Annotated in this window: 13 protein-coding genes; 3 read left to right on the top strand and 10 right to left on the bottom strand. The window is 59.5% G+C overall.

Going from position 1 to position 15,701, the window contains the following annotated elements; genetic code table 11:
* Positions 1-2,121, bottom strand: coding sequence for a nitrite reductase (locus tag E4021_RS09620; RefSeq protein ID WP_136458807.1), 2,121 nt, complete (start codon positions 2,119-2,121; stop codon positions 1-3).
* Between the two features lie 609 nt (positions 2,122-2,730).
* On the opposite strand from E4021_RS09620, the gene E4021_RS09615 reads away from it, so the two are divergent.
* A complete protein-coding gene (locus tag E4021_RS09615) occupies positions 2,731-3,312 on the top strand; it encodes an RNA polymerase sigma factor (RefSeq protein ID WP_136458805.1) in 582 nt (193 codons plus the stop codon).
* 86 nt (positions 3,313-3,398) lie between these two features.
* On the opposite strand, the gene E4021_RS09610 is transcribed toward E4021_RS09615, so the two are convergent.
* The gene (locus E4021_RS09610; RefSeq protein ID WP_136458803.1) at positions 3,399-4,703 is read right to left on the bottom strand and encodes a RagB/SusD family nutrient uptake outer membrane protein; all 1,305 of its coding nucleotides are present in this window, start codon (positions 4,701-4,703) and stop codon (positions 3,399-3,401) included.
* A gap of 76 nt (positions 4,704-4,779) precedes the next feature.
* Positions 4,780-7,689, bottom strand: coding sequence for a SusC/RagA family TonB-linked outer membrane protein (locus E4021_RS09605; RefSeq protein WP_136458801.1), 2,910 nt, complete (start codon positions 7,687-7,689; stop codon positions 4,780-4,782).
* 306 nt (positions 7,690-7,995) lie between these two features.
* Here E4021_RS09605 and E4021_RS09600 point away from each other — a divergent pair, with 306 nt between their 5' ends.
* Both E4021_RS09600 and E4021_RS09595 read left to right on the top strand, forming a co-directional pair.
* Positions 7,996-9,111 carry a GumC domain-containing protein gene (locus E4021_RS09600; RefSeq protein ID WP_136458799.1) on the top strand — a complete coding sequence of 372 codons (1,116 nt, stop codon included), beginning with the start codon at positions 7,996-7,998 and terminating at the stop codon, positions 9,109-9,111.
* Positions 9,108-10,556, top strand: coding sequence for an O-antigen ligase family protein (locus tag E4021_RS09595; protein WP_136458797.1), 1,449 nt, complete (start codon positions 9,108-9,110; stop codon positions 10,554-10,556). Before E4021_RS09600 ends, E4021_RS09595 begins: the two co-directional genes overlap by 4 nt.
* On the opposite strand, the gene crcB is transcribed toward E4021_RS09595, so the two are convergent.
* From crcB to E4021_RS09560, 7 genes are all read right to left on the bottom strand, one after another.
* Positions 10,513-10,890, bottom strand: coding sequence for a fluoride efflux transporter CrcB (gene crcB, locus E4021_RS09590; RefSeq protein WP_136458795.1), 378 nt, complete (start codon positions 10,888-10,890; stop codon positions 10,513-10,515). The genes E4021_RS09595 and crcB overlap by 44 nt on opposite strands.
* Positions 10,887-12,002 carry a glycosyltransferase family 4 protein gene (locus E4021_RS09585; protein WP_136458793.1) on the bottom strand — a complete coding sequence of 372 codons (1,116 nt, stop codon included), beginning with the start codon at positions 12,000-12,002 and terminating at the stop codon, positions 10,887-10,889. Before E4021_RS09585 ends, crcB begins: the two co-directional genes overlap by 4 nt.
* A gap of 100 nt (positions 12,003-12,102) precedes the next feature.
* Positions 12,103-12,870, bottom strand: a complete 768-nt coding sequence (gene truA, locus E4021_RS09580) for a tRNA pseudouridine(38-40) synthase TruA (protein WP_136458791.1) — start codon at positions 12,868-12,870, stop codon at positions 12,103-12,105.
* Positions 12,867-13,550 carry a tRNA (adenosine(37)-N6)-threonylcarbamoyltransferase complex dimerization subunit type 1 TsaB gene (tsaB, locus tag E4021_RS09575; protein WP_136458789.1) on the bottom strand — a complete coding sequence of 228 codons (684 nt, stop codon included), beginning with the start codon at positions 13,548-13,550 and terminating at the stop codon, positions 12,867-12,869. Before tsaB ends, truA begins: the two co-directional genes overlap by 4 nt.
* Complete coding sequence (locus E4021_RS09570) at positions 13,547-13,861, bottom strand: MGMT family protein (protein WP_136459263.1); 315 nt, start codon at positions 13,859-13,861, stop codon at positions 13,547-13,549. The genes tsaB and E4021_RS09570 overlap by 4 nt, the downstream gene beginning before the upstream one ends.
* 20 nt (positions 13,862-13,881) lie before the next feature.
* A complete protein-coding gene (locus E4021_RS09565) occupies positions 13,882-14,544 on the bottom strand; it encodes a sterol desaturase family protein (RefSeq protein ID WP_136458787.1) in 663 nt (220 codons plus the stop codon).
* Positions 14,545-14,578: 34 nt separating this feature from the next.
* Positions 14,579-15,664, bottom strand: a complete 1,086-nt coding sequence (locus E4021_RS09560) for a PLP-dependent cysteine synthase family protein (RefSeq protein ID WP_136458785.1) — start codon at positions 15,662-15,664, stop codon at positions 14,579-14,581.
* Positions 15,665-15,701 lie beyond the last annotated feature (37 nt).

Below are 15,701 nucleotides of genomic sequence, written 5' to 3'. Positions count from 1 at the left end.
TTAGGCTTTGTAGTATTCGCTTACGACCTGCTTGTCCAGCTGACGTTCGCGGGTAGCGATGGATTTGGAAACAAAAGCGCGAGCATCGGCGAGGTAGTCGGAGACGAACTCAAGCGTGGGCTCCGATTGCTTGATGCGCAGGACGTGCGCTTTGAAATCGGTGATCTCGGGGAAGCGGTCGCCGAAGTGCTCCTGGAAATCGTTCAGGATCCCGATGTGGGTATTGCACTTCAGGTCCTCGGCCAGCAGCAGGGCCTTGGCGGCCGTAATCATGGCGGAATAGGCGTGGTAGCCGGCATCGGCGGGGGCATCGCCCTGTAGGCTCCGTCCGGCCGCGATAAGCTTGTTGCTGCTGTCGTTCAGGATGGCCCCGATGACGTCGAGGCTGACGCCGGCGCACTCCCCTACCCCGATCTCCTGCTTGTAGTCTTCATCCTGACCCCAGTCGTAGAACTCCTCGTCGGTGATGTCGGCGGTATCGCCCAGCGCCTTAAGCAAACCGTAGAAGTACCGCTTGCCCTGCCGTTCGGCGTAGTCGTTGTAGTACTCCCCTTCGTGAGCTTCGTTCTTGTAGTCGTGGAAAAGGATGCGGACCACCTCAGGTACGCGGCGGGTGGGCACCTTGATGACTTTCTGGGCGATGAAGCCCCGGCCGTCGGGGGCGATGCCACCACCAACCACAACCTGCATGGCGGGAGCAATCTTATCGCCCACGCGAATGCTGGAGCCGTGGAAGCCGATGTTGGCGGCCATGTGCTGACCGCAGGCGTTCATGCAGCCGCTGATCTTGATGCGGATGTCGTCTTCGCTGACCATCTCGGGAAATTCGTCGCGCACCAGCTGTTCGAGTACCTGGGCAAGCCCGGTCGAATTGGTGACGCCGAGGGCGCAAGTATCTGTACCGGGGCAGGCCGTTATGTCGGCCGTGGTGTCGTAACCGGGCAGCCCAAGGTCCAGGGCGTACAGGCCATTGAACAGGTGTGGCAGGGCACTGGTGGGCACGTAGCGCAGCACCATACCCTGCTGGACGCTCAGGCGGATGTCGTCGCTGGCGTACTCGCGGATGACGCCGGCCAGCAGGCGGGCCTGCTCCGCTTCCAGGTTACCCAGCGGCACGCGCACGGCAACGGCGTGGAAACCTTGCTGCTTCTGATTGAGCACATTGGTCTTGAGCCATTCGCGGTACACGGCGGGATTCACGGGTTCCGTGGACGGGAAGTTGTCGGCGGGCACGGTACCAAGCTTCGGCACCAGCGTTTCGTCGATGGCATAGGACTTATTGGCGATTGCGGGCCATTCCTCGTGCACCAACTCCATGAAGCGGTCAAAACCCAGATCCTTGATGAGGAACTTCATCCGGGCCTTCATCCGTTTTTCCCGCTCACCGTAGCGGTCAAATACCCGGATGGAGGCTTCCATGAAGGGAATGATCTGGTCGGCCGGCAAGAACTCGTAGGCCGTGTGGGCTACCATGGAAACCGCCCCCAGGCCGCCCCCAATGACCACCTTGAAGCCCTTGCGCCCGTCCTTGAGGCGCGGGATGAAGCCGAAGTCGTGAAAATAGGTGAAGGCGCTGTCGCGGTCGCTGCTCGAAAAGGCGGGCTTGATCTTGCGGCCCATTTCCTGGCAGATGGGGTTACGCAGGAAGTACTCATAGGCGGCGTATACATAAGGACTCACGTCGAAGAGTTCTTCGGGGTCAACGCCGGCGAGCGGGCTGGCGGTGAGGTTGCGCACCGTATTGCCGCAGGCTTCCCGGGCGGTCATTCCCGCCGCCACCAGTTCTTCCCAGATGGCAGGGCTGTCGTTCAGCTTCACGTAGTGCAGCTGGACATTTTGCCGCGTGGTGATGTGCAGACGGCCGTTGGTATACTTTTCGGAGATGTTGGCCAGGACGATCAATTGATCGGGCGTGATGTGGCCAAAGGGGATCTTGGTGCGGAACATGTGCACGCCCATCTGCCGCTGTCCGTACACGCCGCGGGTAAGGCGATAGTGCTTGAACCGGTCTTCGTCTTCCCGGCCGCGCTGGTAGGCCACGATGCGGGCGGAAAGCTCTTCAATATCCGCGCGGTTGGCCGCGTCCAGGCGAGTGAGTTCGGGGGCTTGGGTCGATTTCATACTCCAAGGTACCCGCCGCAGGCCCCTTCGTTCGAGTCGAAACAGGACGAAAGGATCATATGAACGAACAAATTAAGGGTATACTAAACTGATAGTACGAGAAATACATATATATAAAAAAGCATGTATCGGAATATTAACACATATTTTAATATATAATATTAAATCCTTGCAGCCAGACCTGCCCATCTGCTGTGCTTTCAGCGTGCGATTGGTGAGCATCCGGTGCTCAAAATCATCCCGGTTTTGCTCGATTTTGGCACCTTCAGCGGCCACTTCTAATTTTTTTTCATTTTTTCGAACATTGATATCATGGGGTGCTTTCCCAGTCGCCGGAACCCTTAAGCGCTGAAAATCACTGCTTTCTAAAATTTGCCCCACCCCCTTGCGCCGCGACGATCCCGGGGTGGCGTCCGTGTTAAATTCGGTTAAGGCTACAATGTATATTGTGTATATGCACGGGTTTTGCTTATCTTTGACAGGCAAAGGGGTTGCACCCCCCTCTAATCGTCTAAAGTCTTACTATCGTCTTACGTCTACACTAACTGCCCCTGGCATTAGAGCCGGATCCCACTTCGGGAAATAATCCCAATTGAAACTGTGTTAGTTATGGACGTCAAGTCAATCAATGATCAGGAACTGATCAACCTTTACCTCGCTGGCCACGATCGCGCATTCGAAGAACTGCTCGGTCGCCACCAACAAAAAATTTACACCTCCATCTACCTTTTCACGAAGGACCACAGCAAAGCGGAAGACATCTTCCAGGAGGTATTCATCAAAATCATCGACACGCTGCGGCGTGGCAAGTACAACCACGAGGGCAAGTTCCTCCAGTGGGCCATGCGGATCTCGTACAACATGTGCGTCGATTCCTTCCGTCGCAACAAGCGTCGTCCCCAGGTAGGGCAGACCGAGACGTTCAACATCTTCGACGTACTCCAGTCGCCCGAGGACAATGCCGAAGAAGGCATGATCCGCAGCCAGACCCACGACAAGGTCCGCAAACTCGTCGACGCCCTGCCGCCAGAGCAGCGCGAAGTCGTAATCCTGCGCCACTACGCCGACATGAGCTTTAAGGAGATCGCCAAGCTCACCCGCGTAAGCATCAACACCGCCCTGGGCCGCATGCGCTACGCCCTCATCAACATGCGCAAGATGATCGAGGAGAAGGATATCGTACTCCAGTAACCCTCCTCCCCTCCCGTACCTAATTGACACTAAAAAGCCCCGTTACAGATTTGTAACGGGGCTTTTTTACGTGGTCCTCGGTCCGATCAGACCCCTTCGGAAAGGGGAATGGGAAACTGGGTGAAGACATCATCACCCGGGCGGTCGATGGGCAGGAACTGGGCATTCAGCCGGCCGTAGCGGCGCAGGTCAAACATCCGGTGTCCCTCGCCCCACAGGCTGTAGCAGCGCTGGTAGAGCATTTCGTCGATGAGCGCCTCCTGGGTCACGGGACCATCGTACTCGTCCAGTCCGGCCGCTTCGCGGATGATATTCAGGGCCATGACGCCTTCCTCCAGGTTGCCAAGGTTAATGTTAGCCTCGGCGTAGATGAGAATCAGCTCTTCGTTGCGGATGATATCGATTGGCGTGGTGGCGGTTTCGTACAGGGCCGTTTCAAATTCACCGTTGAGACCATCCTGGCTGGTAGCCTGCGTGCGGCGGCGGAACTTGTTGAGACGGTTGTCGCCGGCGGTGGCATTGGCGATGATGCGGGGGTGAACGATGATCTGGTCACCGCTCTGCAGGGGGGCCTTGTTCAGCGGGTTCAAGAGATCGCCCGGCGAAGTGCTGAAGATGTGCTCCGGTCCCACGGAAATATCGCCGTCAAGGTCCAGGAAGCTGTCCTCCACGTAATCGAGGGCCGCCTGGTAGCGCGCCGCGTGGGTCGCTACGCGGGCCGCGATGGCCCGGTTGAAGCGGGCAAAAGTGGAAGGGGTGTTAAAACCGGCAAAACCATCCGACAGTACAAAGGCGAATTCCGCTCCCTGCAGCTGGCTGTTCGCTTCGTCGAGCAGTGCCAGAATGGCGTCGTAGCTGGCATCCTGACTGAGGTAAGGGCCCAGATTGGCAGGGTCGGCCACGTCTACGCGAATTCCGTTGGTGCCCAGCAGATCAAGGACCTGGCTCAGCATATACGCCTTGATCGTGTTGGCGAAGGCCCGATAGCCCTGCTTTTCGGCTTCCGTCACCGCATCGGTGTTGTTGACCGCCTCCAGAAGGATATTGGCGTTCTTAACTACGGTGTAGCGTGAGCCGAAGGGTGCCGTGAGATAGAAGGTGTTCGCGTCGAGCTGCAGGTCGCCCTTGCCCAGCAGGTCCTCGGTGTTCCGCGGATCGGCGTCGAAGATGTACAATTCGCGGGCGATGGTACCGGAGGCGGTAACGTAGCTCGAAAAGCCATTGCGCATCCCGGCCTCGACACCGGTGGCGAGCAGGTCGAGTTCCACTTCCGTGGCGTCGTTCAGTACCCCGCTGAGGCTTGGGCCGTTAGGGTCGACCTGTTCGTCGATTTCGCAACCCGTGAGGGCCAGCGACAGGGCGGTCAGCAGAAGAATTATGTAAGCTTTCATAAAGGTATATTTTCGGCTTCCGGGCGCGGGCGCGGGTGCCGTGCCCCGCCCGGAAGCGATGAGTTAGGGTTGGTGATTAAAACTCCAGTCCGACCTGCAGGTAGAACTGCTTGCTGCTCGGGAAGGGGGCTACCTCGATGTTGGTAGACAGGCCTCCACCGCCCTTCACCGAAGTCTCGGGGTCGTAGCTGCTGTAATCCGTAAGCGTAAAGATGTTGCGACCCGACAGGCCGACCTTCAACCCCTTGAGGAACTTGTTGTCAAGGGGGAAGCGGTATGCCACCCCGGCCTCACGGAGGCGGAAGTAGGAGCCATCCTCGATGAACCCTTCCAGGTCCGCGTATTCCCGGGGAGTGGTACCGCCCAGGTCGGTCAGCAGGCGGGTAAGGTTCAGCAGTTCGCTGCCCTGCCGCCAGTGGAAGAGGAAGTTGATGTCCAGGTTTTCGAAGAGCGTCAGGTTGTTGTTCCAGCCAAACTGGAAGTCGGGCTCCGTATTCCCCGTCTGAGTGGGTACCCCGTCTACGTTCTCCCATAGACCGGTGATCGGCGACCCCTCGTTGATGTAGAAGGTACCCAGGCCGAGTCCGAAGGCCACGCCGGGCGGGACGAAACTGGGAATGTCTTCGCCTTCCTCGCCATCCTTCACGCCCAGGCGGGTGATCTCGCTGCGGTTGAGCCAGAAGTTGAAGGTGGTCCGGTAATCGATCGTGGGGGTACGGAAGGGATTAAGTCCCAGCTGGAATTCAAAACCACGGTTGCGCAGGTCGAGGTCGTTGCGGATCTCGTTGCTGAAGCCCGATGAGGTGGGCAGGGACCGGTCATAAAGCAGGTTGGTAACGTCGCGGATGTAGTAGGTAGCCGTGATGTTGACCTTGTTGTCAGCCAGGCCGATGTCGGTGCCAAATTCAATTTCCGAACTCGTTTCGGGCTCCAGGTCGCTGTTGCCCTGCTGGCCGTTGACCGTGAAGCCGGCCCGCCCGCCGATGCTGGTGTTGGTGAGGGAGGTGAACAGCCGGCCGAAACTGGCGCTGTTGCCGGTTTCTCCGTAGGCGGCGCGCAGTTTGACCTGGTTGAAGAGGCCACCTCCGGTGTTCCAGAAATCGAATTCGTGGATGTTCACGGCCACCGAAGCGCGGGGGAAGGCGAAGTAGCGGTTGGGGTCACCGTTCAGCGACGACTTGTCGAAACGGATGCCGGCCGTGGCGATCACTTTGTCGTTGAGGTTCACTTCCTCCTGGACTACGTAACCGAATTCCTCAATATTCACCAGCGTCTGGTCGATTTCCTGGGCGGCGCCCCGACTGAGGTTGGTCTGCAGGGGGATCAGCTGGGTGGTCTGGCTCAGGAGTTGGTCGGCCGACTGGTTGATGTAGGTGATACCGGCCTGGGTGGTGAAGTTGATGCCGCTCTCGGTGTAATAGTCGTGTACCCCGATGGCACTGTAGTTGTAGTTGAACAGGTCGTTCTTTCCCTCGGCGACGAAGCCGTTCTGCCGGCCGCGTTGCGACTGGAAGCTTTCCGGTACGTAGACGAAAGTCTTGCTGAGGATGAAGTCCAGTCCACCGTTGAAGATAACGTTGAGCGACTGGTTGCCGGTCTGCAAGACATTCAGGTTCACGTTGATGCCTTCCAGTACGCGGTCGATGTTCTCCTCGTTGCGTGTCTGGTCGCGCGTCTGCAGGGGGTTGCCGGAGAAGTTGGGGTTGTCCGGGTAGTTGCCGCTGGCATCCGGGAACAGGTTTACGTAGTCCCGCGTGAAGGCCAGGGTGTAACCGTACGACAGGCCGCCCTCGTTCTCGTTTCCGCTGAAGGAGCGCGAAGCCGCCGACCGGATGTAGTTGGTGCTGGACTGGACGCGCAGGCGGTCGTTGATCTTGTGGGTCAGGTTGAGGCGGGCGGTGAAGCGTTCGTAGCCGGTATTCTTGATGATGCCGGCCTCGTCGCGCCAACTGGTACTGACGAAGAAGTTGGTCTTGTCGTTGCCCCCGCTTACCCGCAAGCGGCTATCGGAAATCAGTCCCTTCTCTCCGTAGATGATGTCTTCGTAGTCGAAGATCTCGCCGCGGGATTGGGCGGCTTCGAACTCCGTCCGGGCGTCGGCGCCGAATTGCTCTTCGATCTGGGCGGCGGTGTAGGAACGGCGGCCCACCTTCCGGATGATGGTATTGAAGCCGAGGTCCTGGTTGAAAGATACGCGGGTTTCGCCCGACACGCCTTTCTTGGTCGTGATGATGATTACGCCGGCATTCGCCCGGGTACCGTAGATGGCGGCGGCCGAAGCGCCCTTCAGTACCTCAATGCTTTCGATGTCGTCTGGGTTGATGTCGGCGACGCGGTTGGAGGCCGATTCTTCGCTCGCGCTGTTGGCACCGGAGGCGTTACGCGATCCGTTGGGGATCTCGACGTTGGAGATGTACACCCCGTCGACGATGAACAGCGGCTGGTTGTTGCCCGATAGAGAGGAGACACCGCGCAGGCGCACGGCGTACCCGCCGCCCGGTGCTCCCGAGGTCTGGGTAATATTCACCCCGGTGAGCTTCCCGTAGAGGGCACCGTCCAGGGTCTGCTGACTGGTCACCCCGGTAAGTTCCTCCCCGCTTACGGTAGAGACCGCGTTGGCCAGGTTAGACCGCTTGATGGTGGAAGCCAGGCCCGTCACCACTACCTGCTCGAGATTGGCGATATCTTCCTGCATGATGATCTCGACCGGGCCGATGCCGCGCGATACTTCGACTACCTGAGGTGCAAAGCCGGTATAGCTGAGGCGCAGTTGGGCCGGATCGTCCGGCACGTCAACCTGAAAATTGCCGTCAAAATCGGTGACCGTACCCGAAGTGGTACCAACCACCAAAATGGAAACCCCGATCAGGGGCTCACCGTCTACGTCGGTGACGGTACCCGTTACGGGGTACTGGGCGAAGAGTAGACAAGGCAGGAACAGGGCCATGATCAGGCTGCCTGCGAGTGGATTTTTGGTTCGTAACATAATGATGGTTAGTGATTTGGGGCTTGCAGGCTAAACGGTAGAACCGTTGCAGGTGCTGCCTTGCTTGCCTAAATGTAAGTGATGATTGGCAATAAGCTGCCAAACAGTTGTTCTGACAACCACGAATTTGCCCAACAAACATGGCCTACCGGATCCGAATGCGATACCACATTAGGCATTGATGGGGTATCAGGATAGGCCAGCGGCTCCCACCTTCGCCCTGATCACGGCACACCCCTGGTGGCTATTCGGCCGCGCCGCGCCGGGGCGTATTACCTTTGCCCCGAGCGATCCCCAAGCTAATCTATGCCGTCTACCCATTCGTCTTCCCCTCCCCCACCCGTTCACCTTCTCGGGGTACTGCGCACCCTCTGGCAATGGCGCCGGGCGATCCTGTTCACCACCGCCGCCGGCGCGGTCGTTGCGATTATCATCTCGCTGCTGTTGCCCGTGTACTATACCGGCTATACATCCTTTGTGGCCATCAGCCCGGAACAGGTTTCCATCGAAAGCACCTTCGGAACCGCGGGCGCGCGCATCCAGTTTTACGGGACCGGGGACGACATCGACCGGCTCCTCAGCATCGCCGAAAGCAACGAAGTGATCGACTATATGATCGACACCTTCAACCTGTACGGAGTATACGACATCGACAGTACCAACCGGAAGGGGCCGGTGCGGGTCGTAGAGGAGTTCCAGCGGCGCTACGCGGTGGAGCGTACGCCCCGCGACATCATTGAACTCACGGTTGAGGACCGTGATCCCGCGCGCGCCGCCCAAATGGCCAACGCCGCCCGGGAACGCATCAACGAGGTTAACCTGCGGCTGATCCGCGCTACCCACGGGCGCAACGCCAGCGGCCTGCAGCAGGAGGCCGAAGGAAGCCAGCGCCGCCTGGATGAACTGAACAAGCGGCTCTCCGAACTCCGCGAAACCTCCGGAATTTACAATACCGAGGCGCAGAGCGAAGCCCTGGCCACCGCGGCCAGCAAGCTCGACCAGCAGATCGCGGGTACCCAGGCCCGCCTGACCGCCTTCCGGGAAATGGGTGTGCGGGACAGCATCGCCAAACTGACCGTCGATCTCACCGGCCTGCGCCAAACCCGGGGTGCCCTCACCGACCAACTGGCCAAACTCAATGCGAGCATCGGCCAAATCGACAACCTGGAGGAGGAACGCCTGCAGGCGAACGAGTCGCTCAGCGAAAGCCGCACCCGCCTGAAGCAGTACCAGAGCATCCTCGACGGCGATCGGCGCACCCTGGAGGTGATCGAAGCCGCCCGCACGCCCCTGGTCAAGAGCTCGCCCATCCGCTGGCTGATCGTCGTGGCCACTACCGTGCTCACCTTCCTGTGCGCCGTGATCGGCGTACTGCTGCTCGAGAGCGGCCGACAATACGACTGGGGAAGCATTACGCGATGAGCCCGGTGCGACTTTACAGCGGATACGCCGTGGTGGTCGTACTGAGCATTGCGCTGGCAGTTGGCAGCGGCCATTACTGGATCGCCGGGCTGCCGGTGCTGCTGTGGGTGGGCATGCAGGCCGCGGTAGACGTGCGCCCATTCTTCTGGTTACTGCTGGTGATGATCCCCCTGGGTACGGAGATCGAGCTGCCCGGGGGCATCGGTACGGACCTGCCCACCGAACCCATCGCAGTAGGACTGACCGGCTGGCTGCTGCTGCACGCTGCCCGTCACTGGCCCGCCTACGACCACCGGACATTCCTCCACCCTATCGCCCTCCTGCTGTACCTGCACGTGGCCTGGATCTTGGTGGCCAGCGGGTTTGGAGAGCTCAAGGTGATCAGCCTGAAGTTCTCGCTGGCCAAGTTGTGGTACGTCGGGGCTTTCTTCCTCCTGCCCCTGCTGCTCCTGCGTACGCCGCGGGCGGTGACCATCTTTGCGCACTGCGTATTCTGGCCATTGCTGTTTGTAGCCGTCCAGACGCTGGTCCGCCACGCAGGCTACGGCTTCAGCTTCGCGGACCAGTTCCGCACCATGAGTCCTTTCATGCGCAACCACGTATCCTACGCCGGATGCCTGGCCACCTTCACGCCCTGGCTGGGGTACTTCATCTGGTCGCGGCGCCACCGGGGGAAGTCCTACCGCTGGATGCTCTACCTGATCGTGCCCATTTGGTCGGCCACTATTTTCTTCTCCTACACCCGGGCGGCCTACGTGGCCCTGCTGCTTGCCGCGGCCGCCTACGCCCTGATCCGGTACCGGCTACTGCGTCCGGCGGTCACCCTGGCCTTCGTCGCCGCCGCCGGGGTAGCGGTATACTTCGTGCAGGACAACCAGTACCTGGAGTACGCCCCGAATTACGACACCACCATTGCCCACCAGGAATTCGACAACCTCATTTCGGCTACCTACAAACTGGAGGACATCAGTACCATGGAGCGCTTCTACCGCTGGGTAGCAGGCGGCAATATGGTGCCGTACCGGCCGGTCACGGGCTTCGGCCCCGGCAGTTTCGTGGAGCTTTACGAGGGGTATACCAACAACAACTTCCAGACCTACGTCAGTGACAACCAGGATCGCAGCGGTATCCACAATTACTTCCTCATGACCCTGGTCGAGCAGGGCTATCCCGGCCTGTTCCTGCTGGTTGCTTTCCTGTTCAGTATCTTCTATTTCGGCCAATCGCTTTACCTCCAACAGGACGATCCGGCCGCCCGCGCCGCCGTCGTGGCCAGTCTGCTTTCCGTAACGGTGGTGGCCGCCTTCAGCATCATCAACGACTTGCTGGAGACGGACAAGGTGGGGTCCCTCTTTTTCATCAGTACCGCCATCCTGATCAGCATGGGCACCTACAGCCCGGCTAAATCGGAGCCGACGTCAGGTATACCACCGCCCCGATACTGATAATTCCTAGCAGAAGGCTGCCGCCCAGGTACAGCAGGGCTACCCCGGCGTGACCGCCCTGCAGCAGCTCGGTCAGTTCGGCAGCAAAGGTGGAAAAGGTGGAAAATCCGCCGCAGAAGCCCGTGACCAACAGCAGCTGACCGCTGCGGGACAACTGGTCGCGTGTCATCAGACCGAGGGCGACACCCAAAATGATACAGGCCAAAAGGTTGGCCAGAAAGGTCGCCCAGGGAAACTGACCCTCCGTCAGCGCCGCGGGTGGCAGCAGGCGCGCCAGCCCGTAACGGCATAAGGCACCCAGCCCCCCGCCCAGGAAGACTAAAAGCGCATTCAAACGGTCTGGGGCTGGGGGACAGAGGCGGGCGTGGCCGGATTCGTCATCTCGCGCTTTTGGCGCTTGATGCGCAAAGCATGCCGGTACAGTAGATAAGTTAGGCCCAAGGCCAATCCGATCTCTACAACCAAGATTAGGTGAAGGTCGAAGAGCGGATCAAGGAAAAGAGCCAGGCTGATGAATGCCAGGTTGACCATGGCCAGTACGAAGGTGGCCTGCACGTGTGAAAGATCGGAATCGATCAACAGGTGATGGATGTGGCGTCGATCCGGTTTCATTGGACTCTGACCGCGCAACAAGCGGGTGATAAATACCCGGATGGTATCGAAGAGGGGAATGATCAGAATCCCCACCGCTACGGCGATCGGCTGGTTGAAGCGGTAGATCGAGGGGATGGAAGCTGTGGCGCACACATCAATAAATTCAATAGTCATGATGCCCAGCAGCATCCCGACTACCAGGGCTCCACTATCGCCCATGAAGGTTTTCTGCACCTTTGATACGTTGTAGTATAGGAAGGCCAGCAAGCCGCCGGCCGCGGCCAGGGCAAGGACGCCCAGGTGCACCATACCTACGACGAAGAACCAAGTTCCAAAACTGACCATCGCGATCACACCGACTGTGCCGGCCAGTCCGTCGATGCCGTCTATGAGGTTGAAAGCATTCGAAATGACCAGTAGGGTAAAGGCACTGGCGGCGATGGACAGCAAGAAGGGCAGATCGCCGGAAATGTAAAAGAGGTCGTACATGCTTTCCAGCCGGACTTCCCCGCGGGTCACTAGAATCGCGATAGCGATAAACAAGCCGGCCATTTTTTTCCCGGCCGAGAGTTGGCTGATGTCGTCCTTGGTCCCGATCATAAACACGATCACCAGCGCACTGAGAATGTATTGTAGCGCCCCCCACTGGTCCAGCGGCGTAAGCAACAGGGCACAGAAAAGAATGCCCAGGAAAATGGGTATACCACCCAGGCAGGGCGTGATGATGTCGTGGCTACTCCGTGCTTCCGGCGTGGCCACCAATTTCTTTTCGATAGCAATGCGGATCACGTTAGGCATGATGGCAAATACTAGCGCAAAGGATATCAGAAAGCTGAGTATAAATACGAACATAGGTGTGCTTTGGGTGGGTACTTAGCCCATAGGGGCCGAACGGCGGCAGGTGCTTAAGGCAGGGTGTTGTCCGGAGCAAAGATAACGCTTGACATCAGTATTATGGAACCCCCCTCCAGGACGTTCGATCCAGGTAGATCACCCGCGACAAATACAGCCCGGCGGCCGGGGCGCTCCACGGCCGGGGCAGACGTTGCTGCCGGTCCAGAGCCACCCGCACTTCGTCCAGCGACAACTTCCCCTCTGCCACGCGCAGGCACATCCCGACAATGAGCCGGACCATCCCCCGAAGAAAGCGGTTGGCCGAGATATGGTAGGTCAGACTCCGTTCGCCGAATTCCCACCGGCTCTCCGTCAGCGCGCAATTCATAGTATAGGCGTCGGAATTGGTCTTACAAAAAGGGGCAAATGCGGAATACTCCAGGAGCAGGGCTGCAGCTTCCTCCATCTTGCGGTGATCTAGGGCACCCAGCGCCGGCACCCAGGCCACGGTGTTGGGGCGGAAGGGATCTTTCTCCAGGCTCATGCGGTAGATGTACGAGCGGCCCGTGGCACTGAAGCGGGCGTGCAGACTTTCCGGGACGTGGTGAAGGGCCCGCAGCGCGATGTCGGCGGGGAGGTACCGGTTCAGCCGTCCCAGCAGACGCGGGGGCAGCTCACCCTCGAAATCGAAGTGCGCGGCGTAGTCCTCGGCGTGGACCCCGGCATCCGTCCGTCCGCAGCCCACCAGTTTGATGGGCGTACCCAGCATGGTCGACAGGGCCGTATCGATGGTCTCCTCTACCGACAGCGCGTTGGGCTGCCGTTGCCATCCGGCGTAGTCCGTGCCGCAGTAGGCCAGTTCCAGCAGGTAGCGTCGGGTGCTCACAGTAGGGATTTCTTCTTCGAGCGCGTCACGAAGGGCGGATTGAGGTAAAAGGGTTCGTAAGCGGCTACGTCGGGGCGCCGGCGCGCGGGTGCCAGCAAATGCCGGGCCGCCGGGGCGGTTGGTTCCGCGAAGGAGAAAGCATTGTCGCCGTCGAGCACCTCCCGGACGCGATCCTGTCCCGGGCCACACACCACGATTTTGCCCAGCCCGGCACCGTCGAGCAACCGGCCCCGCCATTGGCTATCACTGAGGCGCACGTTCATTACCTCGGTTTCCGGCGCTAAGGTTTCGGCGTTAAATACCTGGCCGAATACTTCGTTGCGGCGGGAGTTCACCGTCGCCAGGATGCGGTCCGCCCCACCAGCCTGGACGGCGTAGGCCAGTGCCTCCAGGGTTGACACGGCACTAAAATGAAGGTTCGGCAGGGCCAGGCAGAGTCCCTTAACGGTGGCGGCCCCGACCCGCAGGCTGGTGTAGCTTCCGGGGCCGTCGCTGAGCGTTACTTCATCCAGCTCGTGCAGGCTAAGCCCGGCTTTTTCCAGCGCTTCGGCGATAAACAGCGTCAACCGGCTGGCGTGCTGCTGTGGGCCGGCGGCGGTGACTTCGGCAAGGAGTTCCTGGTCGCGCGCCACGGCCACGGAGCAGACTTCGGTGGCGGTTTCCAGCAATAATTGAATCATGGATTGAGTAACTCATTGGGTGACCAGAAGCGGCTCGCGAAATCGGCCACCCGATCGTTGCGGACGACTACCCCCTCCGCCTCGAGACGCTCTTGCATGGTGGTAGGCGTAATAAAGTGATTGCGGCCGCTGAGTTCGCCGCGGCGGTTGACGACCCGGTGGGCCGGCACGTCATCGGCCACGGTTACTCCCTGAAAAAGGGCCCACCCGACCATCCGGGCGCTACCCAGGGTAAGGAAATCGGCTATAGCCCCGTAGGTCGTGACCCGGCCGGGGGGAATGAGGCGGGTAACCTCCCGGACGTCTTCCATATAGGAGCCCGCCGCCAAGCCTAGCGGTGGATTTCCCGGGCCATCTTCTTGTCCTTTTCCGACCGCGGCATGGTACCAAAAACGTAGTCCCACAGGGGCTGCGACACGCCAAAAAGCACATCATCCTCACTGTAGTGGTGGATGGAATGGTTCACCCATAGGGCGCGCAGGAAGTTGCGGGGCGGGGCGTAGATGTGCACGGTGTAGTGTACGACGAGGTAAAGGGCATAGCCCACCACGAAGCCGGCCAGGTAGGAGAATGAATACTGGCCCAGCACCATTTCGAAGAGGAACAACAGACTGGTGGCCAGAAAAATGGCCACGATCGGGGGCATTGCCAGCCGACGCTTGTCCTTGGGATAGTCGTGGTGCATACCGTGCATCTTGTAGGTCGCCTTGCGGTAGGCTTCGGAGGCACCGTGCGGGGGGTGGTACACCCAGCGGTGAACGGCGTATTCCGTGAACGTGAAGCCAAGGATGCCGGCGAAGAAGACGGCCACGACGATCAGGGCGGGTATGTCGGTGCGTGCTTCGGTGTACCAGAGCAGACCGATCGCGTAGACAAAAAAGATGATGATCGGCGTGGCGATGTGGGTCTGCGTCAGCCGATTCAATAGCTTGTTCTCGAACATCGGTGGTGAGACGTCCGCGTTCGATTTGAATTTTTGTGTTCGGGCTTTCATGGGTGCCAGTTAGGTTGATCGGGTTTCCCCGGACTTATACCAAGTTAAGGCGTTGTTTAATTTTGCGGCCATACATCCGTTTATAAACGCGATACATCCGCTGCAGGTGTTTTACGCTGTAGGAAGCCGGTTCCCCGTTGGGTTTGAGGTAACCCTGCTCCTGCATCCATTCATCATTAAACACCTTGCCCAGGTATTTGCTTCCGTGATCCGGGAAAAGAACGACAACCACGTCGTCCGGTGTTAGTTGCTTGCGCAGGGAGAAAACCGCCTCCAGGGCCGCTCCGCTGCTGTAGCCCAATAACAGTCCTTCGCGCTGGGCCAGTTCCCGCGCCCGCAGGGCCGCCGCGCGGTCGCCTACCTTGATGAACTCATCGATGAGGTCGAAAGCGACATTGTCCGGGATAATGGTTTTGCCCAATCCTTCCACCTTCCAGCTGAAGATCTCTTCGGGGTCGAAAAGGCCGGTCTGCCAGTACTTTTTCAGTACCGAACCGTAGGCGTCGACGCCCACCACCGTGACGTCGGGGTTCTTTTCCTTGAGGTAACGCGCGGTGCCGGAGAGGGTACCGCCCGTGCCGGCGCAGCATACGTAGTGGGTAACCTTGCCTTCGGTATCGGCCCAGATTTCCGGTCCGGTGCTGTGGTAGTGGGCACCGCTGTTGTCGAGGTTCCAGTTCTGTCGCAGGTAAAAGCTGTTCGGGATGGTGCCGGCCAGTTCTTCGGCCCTGCTGTAATAGGAGGCCGGATCTTCCGGGGCGGCGTCCTTGGGGCAGAGCACGATCTTGGCACCCAGGGCCTTCAGCAGTGCCTGCTTTTCGGGGCCGGCCTTGTCCGAAAGCGTCAGGATGCACTTGTACCCCTTTATGGCGGCGATCATGGCAATGCTGAAACCGGTATTGCCGCTGGTGGCCTCGATGAGCGTGGCGCCCGGCAGGATGCGTCCCTTACGTTCGGCCTGCTCGATCATGTAGAGGGCCGCGCGGTCCTTGGCGGACTGCCCGGGGTTCATGGATTCCATTTTGCCGTAAACGGTAGCGGGAATTCTGGTACCACAAATGCGATCGAGGCGAATCAGGGGGGTGTTGCCGATAGCTTGTAGAACACTGTCGTGACGCATAAACGTGTGGGGATTAAAAGCCGGGCAAAGGTAACGG

Origin of the sequence: Neolewinella litorea (genome assembly GCF_004803465.1) — a bacterium.
Classification (GTDB): Bacteria; Bacteroidota; Bacteroidia; order Chitinophagales; family Saprospiraceae; genus Neolewinella; species Neolewinella litorea.
Note: the sequence above shows the minus strand (reverse complement) of the source record. Positions and strands in the feature narration are given on the sequence as shown.